Here is a 16914-nt window from a genome sequence, read left to right as displayed (position 1 = left end):
CCGCGCCCGAACGATGATTCGAGGCCTGCCGACCCCAATCACAGGAGATGTCCCTGAGGACAGTCGACCTCTCAGCCCTCCAGGATCACGAGCAGCTCGTTGCAGATGCCGATCCGCGGATCGGCCGGATTGAACTGCCAGCCGCCGTTCACCGGCAGCGCGATCGTGGTGCCGCTCGCCTCGTGGGTGAACACCGAAAACTTGCCGCCCTCCAGCTTCCAGCCGGCAGGCCGCGGCGCCGCGAAGTCGGCGACGTCCTCCAGTTCGTCCGCGACGCGCTCCTCCTCCCCGCTGGCGAGCGTCCAGATCCGCCACGCCTGGTCGCCCACCCGCGCCGCGATCCGCCGGCCGTCGCGCGAGAACCGGGGCGGCGGGTCGTACGACCGCCGCTCGCGTGCCCCCTGGATCACCTGACCGCAGCGCCGCACCAGCGCGCCGTCCACCGTGCGGACCTCGACCCGCCCGCCGCGCTGCACCGCGAGCATGCTCCCGTCGTCGGCCATCCCCAGCGCCTGGCCGGCCAGCTCGAAGATCACCGTGCGAACGAGACGCCCATGCGGCAGCTCGTGCAGCGCCACGGGCTTCTTGCCCTGTTGCAGCGCCGCCAGGCGCGAGCCCTCGCGGTCGTACGCCAGAGTGTACCAGTGCGGGAACCCGAGCGGCTCCGTCGTCTCCAGCGGCTTGCCGCGGCGCGCGTCCCACAGCTGCAGCCCGCCGTGCGTGCAGATCAGCACGCGCGTGCCGAAGTGAAGCCACGGCTGCGGCGGTCCGCCCTCGAGGTACGGCCCGAGCTCCGGATTCAGCCGCGCGACGCGCTTCCCCGTGCGCCCGTCGAGCAGCTCCCGGTCGCACAGCAGGCGCTCGCCGTCCGGATCGAAGCACGCCGGAAACCCGGGCTCGGGCGGCCGCGCCTCGTGGCGCACGAGCTCCGCCAGCGACCAGAGCTTCAGGACCCCGGCGAAGGTGGCCACGTACTTGCCGCTTGGTGACACCGCGAACTCGTATTCGCCGATCGGCAGCACGTACTTGCGGCCGTCGACCCACCCGATCGTCCCGCTGCGGTACGTCGATACCACCATTTGTCCGCCGCCGTCGACGACGCTCGACACCGGCGAATCGACCTCGAGCGCGCGCTCGACCGCCAGCGTCCCGGGATGGACGACATACACGAATCCCCCGGCGTATTCGTCGTGCGTCCCGTACACGATCAGGCGCGAGCCGTCGGCCGACCATTGCACGCTCGCGCTGCCCCCGTCCGGGCACGGCAACGCCACCCGCGGCGCTCCCTCGGCGCGGATCATATACGTGGGGCCCCACCCGTCCGACACGAACTGCGGATATTTCGCCGCGGCCCCGTCGCCCGCCGGCGCCGGCTCGACGATCGCGCGGCCCTCGGTCCAGTGCCAGCGCACCCGCTCCTTTTTTCGCCCCGATCCGCGCGGGTGCGCGGTCAGCAGCAATTCGTCGTCCGTCACGAAGAGCGGCACGCGCAGCCCCCCGAACGACAGGCCCCTGGCGGATTCCAGCTCGGCCAGCGGGAGCACCTCCACCGGCAGCTGGCGTAGCGGCCGGATCCACGGCCGCCCGCGCGCCGCCAGCTCCTTCGCCCACGCCCGGTGCAGCGACGCCAGCGCCTTGACCCCGAACGTCCGCGCCAGCAGGCAGCTCCCCAGCGAATCGGGGTACTGCGTCCACAGCTTGCGATCGGCCTGCAGCGCGCGCTGCACCTGTTCGCGCACCGCCTCGTCGCTCAGCTGCGCCAGCCATTCCGCTTCGGTGCCGGTGGCGAGGGCGGACTCGAGCGCTGCGAGGGTCGCGGGCATGCCTCGCTTATCGCACGTCCCCGCGCCCCTGCGCAGCCATTCTCCGCCCGCGCGCCCTCGCTCGTCGCGGCCGAGCTCCGGCCGCGCCCGATCGCCGCGAATCACATGTCCCGAAGGACAGCCATCCGGGAATCACCGCGCGACGAACTCCACCTTGCAGACCGTCCCGACCCGCAACGCCTGCAGCGGCCCGTCCTCCGGCGCCAGCCGGGCCTCGGCGAACACCAGCCGCGTCCCCGCGTCGATCTCGGGCGCGATCGCCGTCACCTCGCCCGTCACGGTCAGCCCCTCGTCGACGAACTCCACGCGCACCGCCGCCCCCAGCCGCAGCGCCTCGCCGCGCGCCTCGGGCACCGCGAACCGCACCAGCCGCGCGTCCGAGATGAGCTGCACCACCGGCCGCCCGAGCTCGAGCGTCGCCCCCGCGTCGACGTAGCGCCGCGAGATGGCGCCGGCGAACGGGGCCCGCAGCTGCGCCTCGACGATCTTCGCGCTGGCGTCCTCGACCGAGCTGCGCTGCTGCCGGAGCGACGCGCTGGCGCTGCGCTTGCGGGCCGCCGCGAGCTTCTCGGCGTAGCGGTGCTCACGCAGCTCGGCCCCCGAGACCACGCCCTCCAGCTGCTCGGTGTCGGAGCGCGTCTCCCGGGCCCGTTGCAGCTCGAGCTCGAGCCGCTCGAGCTCCGCCTTGCTCGCCTCCCACGCCGCGGTGGCGGCCGCGAGCTCGTGGCGCTCCTCCCGGACGTCCAGCGCCGCGACCACGTCGCCTTCGCGCACCCGGTCGCCGACCTGCACCTCGATCCGCTCGAGCCGCGCGAACTCCGGGGCCGTCAGCACGACCTCCGCCACCGGCACGAGCACGCCGACCATCGCCTCGGCCGCGGCCGCGCTCGCTGCCACGGGCTCCTCGCTTGCACGCGAAGCGACGCGCTCGGCCACGTGCGCCGCGGCGACCTCGCGCGCATCACACCCGTTCGCGCCGAACACCAGCGCCCCCGCGAGCGCGAGCCACTGTCTCTTTGCTGCGCGCCTCATGACTCCTGCCTCTCGTACAGCCGGCGGTACACGTCGCCGTGGGTCAGCAGCTGGCGGTGCGTGCCCGACTCGACGATGCGCCCGCCGTCCATCACCAGGATCAAGTCCGCGTCCACCACCGTCGACAGCCGGTGCGCGATGACGATGCGCGTGCACTGCAGCGACGCCAGCGAGCGCTGGATCGCCGCCTCGGTCACCGTGTCGAGGTTGCTGGTCGCCTCGTCGAGCAGCAGCATCGCCGGCTTGCCGACCAGCGCCCGCGCCAGCACCAGCCGCTGCCGCTGGCCGCCGGACAGCGACGCCCCGCGGTCGGCGAGGATCGTGTCGTAGGCCATCGGCAGGGCCATGATCTCGTCGTGGATCGCCGCCCGCTTGGCCGCTTCGATCACCTCGTCGAGGCTGATCTCGGGCCGCCCGAGGGCGATGTTCTCGCGCACCGACACGCCGAACAGATCGCCGCGCTGGGTCACCACGCCCAGCTGCTCGCGGACGCTGCGCAGATCGAGGCCGGCGATGTCGATGCCGTCGTAGAGCACCCGCCCGCCCTGCGGCGAGTACAGGCCGACCAGCAGCTTCGCCAGGGTCGACTTGCCCGCCCCCGAGCCGCCGACCACGGCCACGAACTGGCCCGGCTCGACGCGCACCGACACCTCGCGCACCGCCGGCGGCACCGCCTCCGAGTAGCGGAACGTCACCGTCTCGGCCTGGATCCGCCCCGACAGCCGCGGCGCCCGCTTGACTCGCTTCGGGTCCTGCTCGGGCTCGGTCTGCATCACGTCCTCGATGCGCTCGAGGTAGCTGCCCAGCACCTGGAACTTGATGGCGACGCCCACCAGCGTGCCCATGGGCCGCAGGAACCCCGAGCCCAGCGCCGACAGGCCGAGCATCGCTCCGAGGCCGAGGTCGCCGTCGAGCACCAGCTTGGTGCCGACGCCGAGGATCACCAGCGGCGCGGCCATGCTGAAGCCGTCGAGCAGCGACGAGATCATGGCGTCGAGGCGACCGCGCCGCAGCGACACGTTGAGCGAGTCGACGAACAGGTTGGACCAGCGATCGACCGCGCGGTACTCGGCCCCTATGCTCTTGAGGGTCTCGATGCCGGTCAGCATCTCGACCTCGTAGCTCGACGTCTTGGCCTGCACCGCCAGGCCCTCGCTCATCAGCTCGCGCTGGGCCCGGCGCGTCGCCCAAAACAGCGCGAGCTGCAGCGACGCGAGCAAGAGCACCACCGCGCCCACGAGCGGGCTGATCCAGAAGATCAGCACCAGGTACACGCTGACCAGAGTGCCGTCGAGCAGCGCCGACATGGCCCCGGACGTGAGGATCTCGCGCACCGTGGCGTTGCTGCCGAGGCGCATCAACAGGTCGCCGGCGGACCGCTTCTGGAAGAACGAGTACGGCAGGTCGATCAGGTGGTCGAGGAAGCCGATCGTCATGTTGGCGTCGAGCAGCGTGCGCAGCTGCACCAGCAGGTTGGCGCGCACCAGCGAGCTGACGAACGTGAACAGCACCATCATGACGAGGCCGGCGACCAGCACCATCAACAGGTCGACGTCGCGGCGCGGGATGATGCGGTCGACCAGCAAGGTGGTCATCAGCGGCAGGGCGAGCGCGAGCAGCTGGACCAGCACCGACATCAGCAGCGAGCGGCTCCACAGCGCCGGATAGGCCAGCACCTGCGCGAAGTAGCGGCGCAGCAGCGGCTGGCGCCGGCCGCTGGCCTCGAACGCCTCCCCGGGCTCGAGCAGCAGCGCGACCCCGGTGAACGCCTCCTCGAACTCGGCCCGCGGGACCCGCCGCCGACCGTGCGCGGGGTCGAGGATGATCGGGACGCCGCGATCGACGCGCTCGAACACCACGAAGTGGTTGAACTCCCAGTGCAGGATCGTCCCCGCCGGCAGCATGTCGAGCTCGTCGAGGTCGTCGACCCGCACGCCGCGGCCGCGCAGGCCGTAGCTACGCGCGGCCCGCAGGATGCCCAGTGCGCTGACGCCGTTGTGATCGACGCCCATCGCGTCGCGCAGCTCGTCGAGCGGGTGGGTGCGGCCATAAAATCGCAGCACCATGCTCAGGCAGGCCGCGCCGCAGTCGGTCGCGGTCATCTGCTGGACGTGATCGAGGTGCCGGAGAACCCGATCGCGCCCAGCCGCTGCAGCGCGGGGAAGCGCCGGGAGAGCGCACGGTCTTGTTCGGTGTGGCTCATGACGACTCACAACTGCTTCAGGGCCGGAACGAGGACTTCCAACAGGGTCTCGGAGCGCAGCCGGGCCTCGAGCACCCCCTGCATGCCGTCGTACACGCGGTACTCGGTGTCGTCGGCGACGAAGGTGTCCGAGGGCAGCTCGGTCTCCACCACCACCACGGGGCCGGCGAGCTCGAGCGCACCCTGGCGGTCGCGTCCGAGGTAGCGCATCGCCTCGGCGGGGCCGACGACCTCGTCGGCCACCGATCGCACCGCGACCTCGTGGCGGCTGTCCGGGAAGCCCTCGAGCTCGAGGGTGAGGCGGCTCCCGGCCGCGCTCAGCAGCGGCCGATAGTGCCCGGGGAACAACCCAATCACCACAGTGCGCGCGGTGTCCTGTTCGACCGCGATCACCGCGTCGCCGGGCGCCACCGGCTGGCCCGGCCGCACCCGCACGTCGGAGACCCGCCCCGGCTGCGAGGCGACGATCTGCCGCTCGCGCACGCGGGCCTGGGCCAGCTGCAGCTGCGCCTTCAGGGTCGCCAGGCGCTCGCGCTTGGCGTCGTCGGCGGGGCTGCGCAGCAGCTCCACCAGGCGCTGGTGGTACTCCTGCTCCACCCGCGACAGCTCGGCGCGCGGGGCCGCATCGTCGAGCTGCACCAGCACCTGGCCGGCCGCGACGCGCTGACCGGCGCGCACCTCGATGCTCTGCACGGTGCCCGAGACGTCCGAGGTGACCGCCACGCGCCCCTCGCGACGCACCACCGCGCGGCCCTCCGCGTATTCGCCGACGCGCGCAGTCACTGCGAACACCAGACTCGCGGCCACCAGCAGCAGGGTCACGCCCATCGCCCAGCGCGTCCAGGTGGCCACGATGTGCAGCGGACGGCCCGGCCCGGCGCCGCGGCGGTGCGCCTGGACGGCCTCCTCGCGGAAGATGGCCCGCCTCGCGGCCGCGCCGTCGTCGTTCGGCTCGCTCACGGGGCCCCCTTCTTCGCGACCTGGCTCGCGTCGTGGTGGGCCGGGGTCTCGCGGCGCATCACGACGAGGCCGTCGAGGACCTCGTGCCATTCGGCGCGGCGAAACTCGTGATTGAGGGGACGCGCCTCGACCGAGCCCAGCGCGCGCAGCTTGGCGGCGTCGAGGTAGCGGAGCGGCTGCTCGGGCGCGAGGACGCGGCCCTCGAGCGATTCGGGCGGCGCGACGGACAGCTCGCGCCCCGGGCGACCGCGCGGCTGGGTCGCGCCGGACCAGGCGGAGAAGCCGATCGCCGCCGCGCGCTCGCCGTAGTGCTCGCGGATGTGCTGCCCGAGCGGCGAGAACCCGCGGCGCGACGCGATCCCGCCGAGGTCCTTGGCCGCGTGCACCGTCGCGCACCACACGATCGCCTTGCCCTGACCTCCCGCGCGCTGGCGGTGCCACTGGAAGTTGTCGAACATCGAGCGATCGCGGGCGTTGAAGATCGCCTGGCCGTCGGTGACGAAATCGCGCGCCGCCCAGCGCCCCAGGTTCTTCGCCATGACGAGCGCCTCGGCCGTCTCCGTCGACGGCGCCGCCTTCGCCGCCGCAGCCTCGATCTGCGCGTAGCACGACAGGAGCTCCGCCTGGCTCGCCTCGGAGTGCGGGTGGGCCTCGTCGTACGTCCACTGGTGATGCCGCGCGATCCGGGCCTCGCAGTCCTCCTTGCGCCCCGGCGGCAGGTAGGCCGCGAGCACCGCGGGCAGCTCTCTGCGCATGGAAGGCGGTGGAGTGGATCTGGTCGTCGAGCCCCATCACCTCCAGGCGATTCGCGGCCGCGGCCTCGTGCACGTACGTGATCCACGCCTGCGTCTCGCGGGCCTCCGCCCACACCGCGCCGATGGCGTTCGCCACGTCCTTCGCGGTCGCGGTGCCGGCCGCGTGGGCGCGGTCGAGGGCGAAGAAGTCGTACAGCCCGCTCTCGACGTACATCGAGTCGAAGCCGCACGAATCCACCAGGGCGCGCACGAGCTCGGTCTTGATCTCCCAGGTATGACCGTCCCCGTGCTCGCCCTCGCCGAGCAGCACGACCTGCTTGTCGCACAGGTCGCCGACCAGGCGATCGAGCTCGGCCCTGTCCTCGCGCTGCTTCGCCGGGGCGTGACTGTCGCCGGGCCCGGGCGCGCAGGTGGCGAGGGCCAGGAGGGCTATCGATCGCAGCATCATGGTCGTCTGCCTCGGGCTAGGGCGTGGTGAAGACAATCGATCGATTCAGGACCGCACGATCGGCAGGTGCAGGCGCGCCTGATACCGGGCCATCGTCGCAGCGGCGCCCGGTCGCTCCCGCCAGTCGGTCCAGGAGTCGGTGTAGGGGTCGTAGCCGCACTTCAGCGGCTTGCTGTCCTCGGCCTCGGGATCGGCGAGCAGCGCGCGGCAACCGGTGCACGCGTAGCGGTACGGACAATCGCGGCAGCCCTGGATCTCGTCGTTCCTGGCCCGCCACACCCGGCGAAAGTCCTCGCGCGCGACCACGTCCGCCAGCGCGACCGTGCGGTGGTCGCCGAACGACCCGCGCATCGCCGGGCAGTTGCGGACCTGGCCGCCCTCGTCGACGGCGACCTTCCGATTCAGGCACCCATTGGATGGTGCAGCTCGTTGAAGCTCGGCGTGCTCGGCGGGAGCAGCTGTCGCTTCGCCAGATGGCCGCAGTCCAAATGAGTCTCGAGCGGCCCCGGGGTCAGCTGGATCTCCGTGGCAAGCAGCTTCGCTATGCTGCCGCGCGCGCCGTACTCGACCGCGATCGTCCGCTCCGCGTCCGCCGAGTGGAGGACCAGGCCGGAGATGATCCGGTGGGCGCCGACGACCGCCACGTAGTCGGCGTCGCCGAGGCCCGGATCGTACTGGAGGATCGCCTCCAGGGTCTGGATCGACGAGCTGCGGCACAGCTCGGCCAGCTCGGCCAGCTCGGCCAGACCGAACAGCTTCGAGTAAGCCCGCACCTGCAGGTGCTGGCAGCCCAGCGCCTCGAGCCCCGCGACGATCTTGCGGTAGTCGTGGTGCTGGCCGCGGACATCGATGATGGCGTTGTGGATCGTGCAGGGCGCGTCCCAGGACCCGGCGATCGCGGGGAACGACGCCGGATCGTCGACGACGGTCACGTATTCGTGCTCGAGCAGGAAGTCCAGGAACTCGACGAAGTCGTCGCCCTCCTCGGGGGCCAGCTCGCCGAGGATCTCCCGCAGCCGGCGGGCCCGGAACAGCTCGAAGAACGGGAAATACGCCGACGGGAAGGTCGAGATCAGCCTGCGGGTCAGATCGTAGATCGCCGACGCCGCGTGCCCCTCGACCGGGATGCAGTCGGAGTAGAGGAACACGTACTTGTCGAGGCCATCGCGCAGCAAGGTCTTGGCGTCCATGGTCACAGCTCCAGCTTGGAAATCGGCTTGCCCGCGCGGGCCACGTAGACGACCGCGTGGCGGTACTTCGGCAGCGCGAGGGTCACCCGCTCGTTCGTCTCGTCGTCGATGATGGTCTCGCTGGTGAAGATCCGCGCGTACCCGAGCGGCATCCCCTCTTCCATCATGGCGGCGGTGTCCATCGGCTTCAGTTCAGTGCTCACGTGCCACCAACCTCTCCGCGATCATGCGCTCGATCCCCATGTTGCACTTCTCGGACAGCGGCCCGAACTGGCCGACCGGGTTCACCTCGAGCAGGTAGTACTCCCCCTGCGAGTCGACGATCATGTCGAACGAGCCGGTGTTCAGGTCGAGCGCACGCGCCAGGCGCGACAGCTTGTCCTCGATCGCTTTCGGCAGGCGGAACGGGATCACCCGGTTCGGCCGCACGTCGTTGTACTTGCGATAGTCGACCCGGGTCTGCTCGTCGTTCTGCGAGAAGATGGCCCCCGCGCGGAACTGGTCGTCGAGGAAGAAGATCCGCAGCTCGAAGGCCTTGTCGACGTAGCGCTGGAAGAACGACGGGGCCATGCTCGCGCCCACGCCGTCGAGGCTCTGCGGCCCGAGCGCCTCCGTGTACGTGAAGTACCCGGTCTTGCTCTCGGTCGCGTCGAACAGATACAGGCCGTCGGACATCGCCTTGGTCACGTAGCCGCCGCCCGAAGCCACCAGGCCCTCGGCGTGGCTGCGCTGGTTCGACACGCTGAACGACGGCGTGCGCAGGCCCAGCTCGCGCGCGTGCTCGAGGACCACCAGCTTGTTGGGCGTCGAGCCGTGGGCGCTGCCCAGCACGGCGCAGCGCTTTCGCAGCACGTAATGAAAGTGGTCGCGCAGGGTGCGGTTCTCTCGCTCGAGCATCTGGCTCAGGTGGCGCGTCAGCGCCGGGCGTCCCTCCGCCGTCACGGCCGGGAACAGGCCCTTGAACCAGAAGCCGCCCTTGCGCAGCCACGCGCTGGACACGTCCGCGAGGCGGAACGCGTCGTCGTTCACCTGGACGAAGAAGTCGTCGTCCGCGAACGTCAGCGCCACGCGGTACCGCTCGTCCGCGTTGATCCGGACGACCTTGGCGGGGCTCAAGTGGTGGATCCACCGCATCACGTCGAGGGTCGACGGATCCCCGAATTGCTGAAGATCAGGATCATGGCAGGTCTCGCTCGCGGCTGTCGTCCGTACGTCGTCGGAGAGAGCGACCTCCGCCGGCACGACGCCGGCGGAGGTCGCGATGGATGCAGGGGGCTCGCCGTCGCGGCTCAGTCGCCGTCGTAGCAGCCGTCGACGTGGCAGGCGCTCGTCGTGCCGCTGCTGTCCGGCGGCACCCCGCCGGTCACCTGGCACAGCTCGTCCGCGCCGAGCGTCCTGGCCTTGAACTTGGGGAGCTTCTTCTCGCTGTCCTTCTTCTTGTCGTTCTTGTTCATGACTAACTCCATTTCTTCACAGTCGTGCCACCGGCCCAATGCCGATGGATGCAGGGGAACTACCAGCCTCGGTACGGGGCTCGCCGTCGCGGCTCAGTCGCCGTCGTAGCAGCCGTCGACGTGGCAGGCGCTCGTCGTGCCGCTGCTGTCCGGCGGCACCCCGCCGGTCACCTGGCACAGCTCGTCCGCGCCGAGCGTCTTGGCCTTGAACTTGGGGAGCTTCTTCTCGTTGTCCTTCTTCTTCTCGTTCTTGTTCATGGCTAATTCCATTTCTTCGCAGTAGTGCCACCGGCCCGATGCCGATGGATGTAGAGGAACTTCGGGGCTTCAGGAGACGGCGGGGGTCGTCGACGCCGTCGGCGCGACAGATGGGCTCAGTCGCAGTCGGTGAGGCCGTCGACGTGGCAGAGGCTCCGCGTGCTGCCGGTCTCCGGCGGCATCCCGCCGGTCACCTGGCACAGCTCGTCCGCGCCGAGCGTATTGGCCTTGAACTTGGGGAGCTTCTTCTCGCTGTCCTGCTTCTTGGTGTTCTTGTTCATGGTCTATCCACTCCTCCCGTTCGCACGGGGGAAACTCGTCCACGACCCGCCCCGAACCGCCGGGGCGAAGATCGATGCTGCGTCGCGCCGAGGGCCGGCGCCGATTCAGCCGCCCTCGGAGTCACAGACGCCGTCGACGTGGCAGCCGCACTGCGTGGCGCCGGTCTCGGGGCCACTCCGCCCGTCACCCGGCACAGCTCGTCCGCTCCGAGCGTGCGGAACGCGAACTTGGGCAGCTCCTTCTTCTCGTCGTCTCTCCGCTTCATTGTCTCGAGCATAGTCCAATCCATTCAGTGTAGTTCAAGCCAGTTTAGTGTAAGTCGGGCGCGAGGATCCGTTCGCCTGCCCCCGCGCACGACCGCCGCGACCCGGAGGCGCGGCGGCCGGGCGCGGCCGCTTGCGACGGTGTGCCTCTGACTCGTCGCCCTCGCCGCGGGTTTCGAGGTCACCACCGAAATGATTCACCAGCCCATCGCCGCCGAACCCGCGGCCGTCGCGGCGCACCGTGACGCACGCGTCATGGTGAACCGTCACGGTGCACCGCCGCACCGCGGTGCAGGAGCGCGACGGGATGTTGGCTGGAAGGCGCATCAATAAGCTCTTTCAAGGGTAAGCAAGGGACGCCCCGGAGGGGACGCGCCGGCCCGAACGTCTACAGTGACGGCCAGGCCGGTCGAACTCTTGTAGCAGCGGCACCTGACCTTGCCAACAGTCTCGCCGGAATTCTGACATGCTCGCAGTGAACGGGCCCGCGCGGACCGGTGAATTGCGTTCATGCGACGGCGCTTTCGAGAAGACGCCAATCGGCGCGCCGCCGACGATCCTATGTATGGACAACTCCGGCCACGCCCGGACTATGCCCAATCAATTTTGCCCGTCCTCCTTACATTCGCCGACGCGACCGACGGTGCGCGCGTGCATCGGAGCCGCGCAGGTGTGACCACCTCGACCGCCGACTTCGCCGGGCTTGCTCACCCGCAAAACTTCGCCCTCGCTGAAACCGCCGGACGACCCCGGCGCCGACTGCCTCGATCGCGCGTAGGACCGCGCCGGCGCCGGTCTGGGGCCGCCCCTGCGACGACGACGCATGAACTCGGCTTCGCCGCCCTGGCCGCCGCGAGCGAGCCCGACGGCGAGGGCGCGAGTGCGCAGCCGCGGCCGCACCTGACCCGAGAGACAGCGGAGGTGCCGACGCCCGGGGTGGGGCCTTTGCGCGACACGGGGTGGTCCCGGGCGATGAGGGTTCTTCCGCAGTCCTCGCGCGCGGCGCGTCCGTTGACAGCGCGATCGCCTGGCGTTAATCGGGACGGTCGAGGCCCGACGGCGACCTACGCTGCGGGCCTGCGAGCCGTCGCATGCAGCCAGCGCAGCAATTGTCCGAGTTCATGACGGCGCCCGTCGGCCTCTACGTCGCCTCGCGGGTCTTCGTGTACTGGTGCGCCAGCGCGGAGCTCTACGGGTTCGCCCTGTGGGGCCGGCCCGACGTCGCCGATCTGCGCGCCCTCACCGCCATCCTCGACGTGGAGATCCGCCCCGACGTCGCCCCGCACGCGTCGCTGGTCGACCTGCGCCGGCTCGTCGGCGTCGACGAGGGCGCGTACGAGACGCTGGTCGCGTACCTCGGGGCGCGCCAGTCCGCCTATCAGGGCGTCGTCACGCGGCAGGCGCTGCTGCGACCGGCCGGGCTGCCCGGCGCCGTCGTCACCGGGTTCTATCAGGTGATGGAGCCGCCCTATCCGACGCAGGTGCACGAGGACCCGGAGCCAGCGCTGCGCTGGCTGGGGCTCGCCGAGCCGGCGCCGTTCGTCGCGGAGCTCGACGCGATCGTGGCCGAGGCGATGGACGAGGGGATCGTCGCGCGGCTGGGCCGCGTGTTCGTCCCGCCGTTCGCCGGGATCACGCTCGAGAAGGCGGCGGCCACCCTGGGGATGTCGGCGCGCTCGCTGCAGCGGCGCCTGCAGGAGGAGAACACGACCTTCCAGGACGAGTACAACGCGGCCCAGGTGCGCGCCGCCCAGGCGGCCCTGCGCGACACCGACATGAAGCTGACCGCGCTCGCGCTCGAGGTCGGCTGCGCGTCGCTGGCGAACTTCAGCGCGATGTTCCGCCGCGTCACCGGCGAGTCACCGAGCGATTACCGCGCCCGCCACCGCCCCGGCGAGCGCGACAAGCGGCGCTGAGGGGCTCTCACGAGCCCGGCCTCCGCGCCCCGCCTGCGGCCCTGCAGGCGCCCTCACGCGCGGTCGAGCTTGCCGACCAGCCCCAGCTCGACCGGCACCCCCTCGAGCGAGAAGTGGGGCTCGACGGCCAGCGCGCAGCGGAACCATTGCTGCTGGCCCGGGACCTCCGCGACCGTCACTCGCGCGCGGCGCAGCGGCTTGCGGGCCCGCGTGTCCGCCGGCGGGTCCGGCATGTCCGCGACGTAGCCGCGCAGCCATTCGTTGAGCTCGCGCTCGAGGTCGGCGCGGGTCTTCCACGACCCGATCTGCTCGCGCTGCAGCACCTTCATGTAATGCGCGATCCGTGCGATCACGAAGGTGTAGGGCAGGCGCGAGCCGACCGCGTCGGTGCGCGCCGCCGCCTCGCCCTCCGGGGTGCGCGGATACAGCTTCGGTCGATGCGCCGAGTTCGCCGACAGGAACGCCGCGCTGGCGCTGTGCTTGCGGAACACCAGCGCGATGAACCCCTGCTCGGACAGCTCGCGGTCCCACTGATCGTCGAGCGACACCTCGATCGGGCTCTTCGTCTTGAGGCGCCCGCCCTGCTCGTAGATGTGCAGCGGCAGCTCGTGGATCGCCCCGCCGCCCTGCGGTCCGACGATGTTGGGGCACCAGCGATAGCGCGTGAAGCTGTCGGCGATCCGCGCCGTCATCGCCAGCGACGCCGGCCCCCAAAGATAGCGCTCGTGGCGGTCGATCACGTCCTCGCTGTACGCGAATGACGTCACCGGCGCGTCGGGCCGCTGCGCCGCCGGCACGTACTCCGTCGAATCCTCCGGCACGTGCACCGGCTCGCCGTACGGGTAGCGCAGCTGGAACCGCGGCAGGCACACGCCGACGAACCGCGCGTCCTCGCTGTCGCGGAACGAGCTCCAGCGCGAGTACTTGCCGCCCTCGAACAGCGCCGGCAGGTCCTTGATCCGCGGCAGCTCGGTGAACGACGACAGGCCGAACATCGCCGGCGCCGCGTTGACCAGGATCGGCGCGTGGGCCATCGCCGCCACCGCCGCGCACTGCTTGAGCAGCGCCACGTCGTCGCCGTCGGCCCCGAACTCGTGCGTCGAGCAGATCACCGCGTAGGGCTTGCCGCCGAGCGTGCCGAACCGGCGCCGGTACACCAGGTCGTAGAGCCCTGAGGCGGTGATGTCGGGCGCGTCCTCGAAGTCGACCCGCAGCTCCTCCTTCGTCACCTGGACCAGCTCGAGGCCGATGTTCTGCGCGACGTCGATCCGGTCGACCAGGTACCGCACGCCGCGCCACGCCGCCTCGATCTGCTGGACCCGCGGGTGATGCAAGATCTCGCTGACCTGCGCCGACATCCGGCGATCGAGCTCCGCGATCATGCCCTCCACCGATTGTCGGTCGACCTTCGGCGCCGCCTTCTCGGCCTTGCGCAGCAGCTCGTCGAGCAGCCGGTGCGTCCCGCGGCGCACCAGCTTGTAGCCGTCGCTCCCGCGCGGCCCCACGCTGCTGACCGTGAGCAGCTCCGACAGCAACGTCCCGCCCTTCGACCCTCGATCGTCCCCGTTCCCACTCATGATTACGCCCTCCGCGCGGCGGGCGAACGCCCTCCGCACATTTCGCAATCGTAGAAGATCGCGACCGCGCTGTCCAGCGCTCGATCTCCGGCGCCGCGCCGGCGTCACCCTGACCGCGGGCCGGTGCCCGGGCCCGTGCGCCGACAAAGCCGAGTCCGCTATGTTTAATCGCTCGCGCCGAAGTCTGTGCTTTAAAGGAGTGGTTCGCACTACGAGCAATCGCGCGCGACACCGCGGAGCCCGCACCGCGCATTCATCGAAACCGCCGCGATCGCGCCCCTGGACCGCTCTGCGTGTGGTTCGGCGTCACGACTGCGAATACCCACCGCGGCTCGCGCGGGCCGTGATCGCGCCAGTGCGAATTCATCCCGTGAAGTCGAATGCGCGGACACATCGATCGTTCGCGGCTTGAAACCACCGCGGGACAATGGATATGTTGCCGACGACGATGCCGGGCCGGAGGGGACGACGTGGAGTCTGAACTGCTCGCCGCGAGCATGATCGGCGGCAACTCGGCCCGCTTCGAGGTCGACGGCTCGATCAATCCCTACTGGGTGCTGCAGTTCTCCGGGGTCGAGGCCGTCTCGGAGCTCTACGAGTTCAAGATCGAGGTCGCCTCGCGCTACGTCGACGTCGACGAGCTCGTGGGCGCGACCGCGAGGCTGCGCCTCGCCGGCGTCGATCGCAGCCCCCGCACCGTCCACGGCCTGATCTGCGGGGCCGAGTACGCCGGCGAGGCCCCGCCGCGGTCGCTCTACCGCATCACGCTGGTGCCGGCGATGTGGCGCATGCAGTTCCGCCGCAACAGCCGGATCTTCCAGCAGACGACGACGCCGGCGATCCTGCAGACCGTGCTTTCCGAGGCCGGCGTCGCGTTCCAGGCCCGCCTCGGCAGCAGCTACGCGGCGCGGGACTACTGCGTGCAGTACCGCGAGAGCGACTTCGCGTTCGTCCGCCGGCTGATGGAGGAGGACGGCATCGCCTTTTACTTCGAGCACGGCGACTCCGGGCACACGCTCGTGCTGTCCGACATCAACACCGGGCGGGTCAAGATCGAGGGCGACCCGAAGCTCTCGTTCCGCATCGACGAGCAGGTCCGCGGCGGCGAGCACGTGAAGGTGTTCGCGCTCGGCCGACAGATCGTCCCCGGCGCCGCCGTCGTCCGCGACTACGACCTCCACGCCTCGCAGGACGTCGAGGGCCGCGACCAGGGCCGCGATTACGCCCAGCTCGAGCTCTACGACGCGCCCGCCGGCCTGCGCGACCCGGGCCTCGCCACCACGCGCGCCAAGGTCCGCCTCGAGGAGGCGCGCGTGCCGGGCAAGGTCGCGACCGGCACGAGCGACTGCCCGCGCCTCGTCCCCGGCCACTCCTTCACCCTCGAGGGCCACATGCGGGGCGAGCTCGACGGCGACTACCACGTCATCCGCATCGTCCACCGCGGCGAGCAGACGAAGATCGTCTACGCCCAGGCCGCGCTCGCCTACACCAACGACTTCGTCGCCCTCCCGATCGAGACCCCCTATCGACCGCCGCGGATCACCGCGGTCCCGTCGATCCGCGGCGTCCAGACGGCCACCGTCGTCGGCCCCGCGGGCGAGGAGATCTACGTCGACGAGCAGGCGCGCGTGAAGGTGCAGTTCCACTGGGACCGCGCCGCGCCGTTCGACGAGACGAGCTCGTGCTGGGTCCGCGTCAGCCAGGCGTGGGCCGGCACCAACTTCGGCGCGATGTTCATCCCGCGGATCGGCCACGAGGTCCTGGTCGAGTTCATCGAGGGCGACCCCAACCGGCCGATCATCACCGGGCGGATCTACGACGGCACGCGCACGCCGCCGTACCCGCTGCCCGACGAGAAGACCAAGAGCACGATCAAGAGCGAGTCCTCGCCCGGCGGCGGCGGCTTCAACGAGCTCCGCTTCGAGGACGCGAAGGGCGCCGAGGAGGTGTTCATCCACGCCCAGCTCGACATGAACACCGTCGTCCTCCAGGACGCCACCCGCGACGTCGGCCGCGACGACGCCCTCACCGTGCGCAACAACCAGAGCGAGGACGTGCTGGTCGACCGCGCGGCGTCGGTCGGCAACAACGAGACGATGCTGGTCGGCGTCGATCAGAGCCTGGTCGTCGGCCAGCACCAGACGAACGTCATCGGCCAGAACCAGGTCAACACCATCGGCCTCAATCAGGCCAGCACCGTGGGCGTCAACCAGGTCAATACGATCGGCGGCGACCAGACGACCACGGTCCACGCCAACCAGCGCACCACCGTCGCCGGCGGGCAGGACACCGTCGTCGGCGGCGATCGGACCGTCAGCGTCACGGGCCACCACCTCACCGTGGCGGCGATGGACAACGCCCTCGCCGTCGGCGGCAACCAGCACGTCCAGGTCCTCGGCGCCCAGAAGCTCGAGGTCGGCCTCGACCAGTTCGTCACCGTGGTCGGCAGCACGGTCTACAGCGCCGGCATGATGGTCTCCGCGACCATCGGCGCCGACGCCATCGTCACGATCGGCGCCAACCACAGCCTCGGCGTCACCGGGACCCGCACCACCACGGTCGGCGGCACCGACACCCTCGCAGTCACGGGCGCCCTCACGATCAGCGCCGCGACGATCACCCTGTCCGCCGGCGGCGCCTCGATCACCCTGTCGCCCAGCGGGATCAGCATCGCCACCGGCGGCAACATCACGATCGACGGCGCGCTCGTCACCGTCAACATGGGCAACGCCCTCGGCAGCTTCTTCTGACGA

At 70.7% G+C, this 16914-nt stretch carries 16 protein-coding genes; 3 read left to right on the top strand and 13 right to left on the bottom strand.

Annotated features, from left to right (window positions below; genetic code table 11):
• Positions 1 to 71: 71 nt before the first annotated feature.
• The 5 genes from OV079_RS03355 to OV079_RS03335 form a co-directional block, all read right to left on the bottom strand.
• On the bottom strand, positions 72 to 1823 hold the full coding sequence (locus OV079_RS03355) for a WD40 repeat domain-containing protein (protein WP_267766184.1): 1752 nt from the start codon (positions 1821 to 1823) through the stop codon (positions 72 to 74).
• Positions 1824 to 1955: 132 nt separating this feature from the next.
• Positions 1956 to 2855: an efflux RND transporter periplasmic adaptor subunit gene (locus tag OV079_RS03350; protein WP_267766183.1), complete on the bottom strand. Its 900-nt coding sequence runs from the start codon at positions 2853 to 2855 to the stop codon at positions 1956 to 1958.
• Entirely contained in the window at positions 2852 to 4957 is a 2106-nt protein-coding gene (locus tag OV079_RS03345) for a peptidase domain-containing ABC transporter (protein WP_267766182.1), read from the bottom strand. The genes OV079_RS03350 and OV079_RS03345 overlap by 4 nt, the downstream gene beginning before the upstream one ends.
• Before the next feature lie 107 nt (positions 4958 to 5064).
• Positions 5065 to 6018 carry an efflux RND transporter periplasmic adaptor subunit gene (locus OV079_RS03340; RefSeq protein WP_267766181.1) on the bottom strand — a complete coding sequence of 318 codons (954 nt, stop codon included), beginning with the start codon at positions 6016 to 6018 and terminating at the stop codon, positions 5065 to 5067.
• Positions 6015 to 6773 (bottom strand): erythromycin esterase family protein, encoded by a 759-nt coding sequence (locus OV079_RS03335; RefSeq protein WP_267766180.1) that lies wholly within the window; start codon positions 6771 to 6773, stop codon positions 6015 to 6017. Before OV079_RS03335 ends, OV079_RS03340 begins: the two co-directional genes overlap by 4 nt.
• Before the next feature lie 8 nt (positions 6774 to 6781).
• Between OV079_RS03335 and OV079_RS03330 the strand changes: the two genes are divergently transcribed.
• Entirely contained in the window at positions 6782 to 7051 is a 270-nt protein-coding gene (locus tag OV079_RS03330) for a hypothetical protein (protein WP_267766179.1), read from the top strand.
• Between the two features lie 215 nt (positions 7052 to 7266).
• On the opposite strand, the gene OV079_RS03325 is transcribed toward OV079_RS03330, so the two are convergent.
• From OV079_RS03325 to OV079_RS03295, 7 genes are all read right to left on the bottom strand, one after another.
• Positions 7267 to 7572: a hypothetical protein gene (locus OV079_RS03325; protein WP_267766178.1), complete on the bottom strand. Its 306-nt coding sequence runs from the start codon at positions 7570 to 7572 to the stop codon at positions 7267 to 7269.
• Positions 7573 to 7622: 50 nt separating this feature from the next.
• Positions 7623 to 8411: a hypothetical protein gene (locus OV079_RS03320; protein WP_267766177.1), complete on the bottom strand. Its 789-nt coding sequence runs from the start codon at positions 8409 to 8411 to the stop codon at positions 7623 to 7625.
• Positions 8412 to 8413: 2 nt separating this feature from the next.
• Complete coding sequence (locus tag OV079_RS03315; RefSeq protein WP_267766176.1) at positions 8414 to 8614, bottom strand: hypothetical protein; 201 nt, start codon at positions 8612 to 8614, stop codon at positions 8414 to 8416.
• Positions 8604 to 9653 (bottom strand): grasp-with-spasm system ATP-grasp peptide maturase, encoded by a 1050-nt coding sequence (gene gwsG, locus OV079_RS03310; RefSeq protein ID WP_267766175.1) that lies wholly within the window; start codon positions 9651 to 9653, stop codon positions 8604 to 8606. Before gwsG ends, OV079_RS03315 begins: the two co-directional genes overlap by 11 nt.
• A gap of 47 nt (positions 9654 to 9700) precedes the next feature.
• Positions 9701 to 9865 (bottom strand): hypothetical protein, encoded by a 165-nt coding sequence (locus OV079_RS03305; protein ID WP_267766174.1) that lies wholly within the window; start codon positions 9863 to 9865, stop codon positions 9701 to 9703.
• A gap of 93 nt (positions 9866 to 9958) precedes the next feature.
• Positions 9959 to 10135: a hypothetical protein gene (locus OV079_RS03300; protein ID WP_267766172.1), complete on the bottom strand. Its 177-nt coding sequence runs from the start codon at positions 10133 to 10135 to the stop codon at positions 9959 to 9961.
• A gap of 104 nt (positions 10136 to 10239) precedes the next feature.
• Complete coding sequence (locus OV079_RS03295; RefSeq protein WP_267766171.1) at positions 10240 to 10404, bottom strand: hypothetical protein; 165 nt, start codon at positions 10402 to 10404, stop codon at positions 10240 to 10242.
• Between the two features lie 1355 nt (positions 10405 to 11759).
• Between OV079_RS03295 and OV079_RS03290 the strand changes: the two genes are divergently transcribed.
• Complete coding sequence (locus tag OV079_RS03290) at positions 11760 to 12584, top strand: helix-turn-helix transcriptional regulator (protein WP_267766170.1); 825 nt, start codon at positions 11760 to 11762, stop codon at positions 12582 to 12584.
• A gap of 53 nt (positions 12585 to 12637) precedes the next feature.
• Here the strand turns inward: OV079_RS03290 and tssC are convergent, their stop codons facing one another.
• Positions 12638 to 14161 (bottom strand): type VI secretion system contractile sheath large subunit, encoded by a 1524-nt coding sequence (gene tssC, locus OV079_RS03285; RefSeq protein WP_267766168.1) that lies wholly within the window; start codon positions 14159 to 14161, stop codon positions 12638 to 12640.
• Between the two features lie 470 nt (positions 14162 to 14631).
• Between tssC and OV079_RS03280 the strand changes: the two genes are divergently transcribed.
• Positions 14632 to 16911 carry a type VI secretion system Vgr family protein gene (locus OV079_RS03280; protein WP_267766167.1) on the top strand — a complete coding sequence of 760 codons (2280 nt, stop codon included), beginning with the start codon at positions 14632 to 14634 and terminating at the stop codon, positions 16909 to 16911.
• The last annotated feature ends 3 nt before the right edge of the window (positions 16912 to 16914 follow it).

This window comes from Nannocystis pusilla, from assembly GCF_026626665.1.
GTDB lineage: Bacteria > Myxococcota_A > Polyangia > Nannocystales > Nannocystaceae > Nannocystis > Nannocystis pusilla.
Note: the sequence above shows the minus strand (reverse complement) of the source record. Positions and strands in the feature narration are given on the sequence as shown.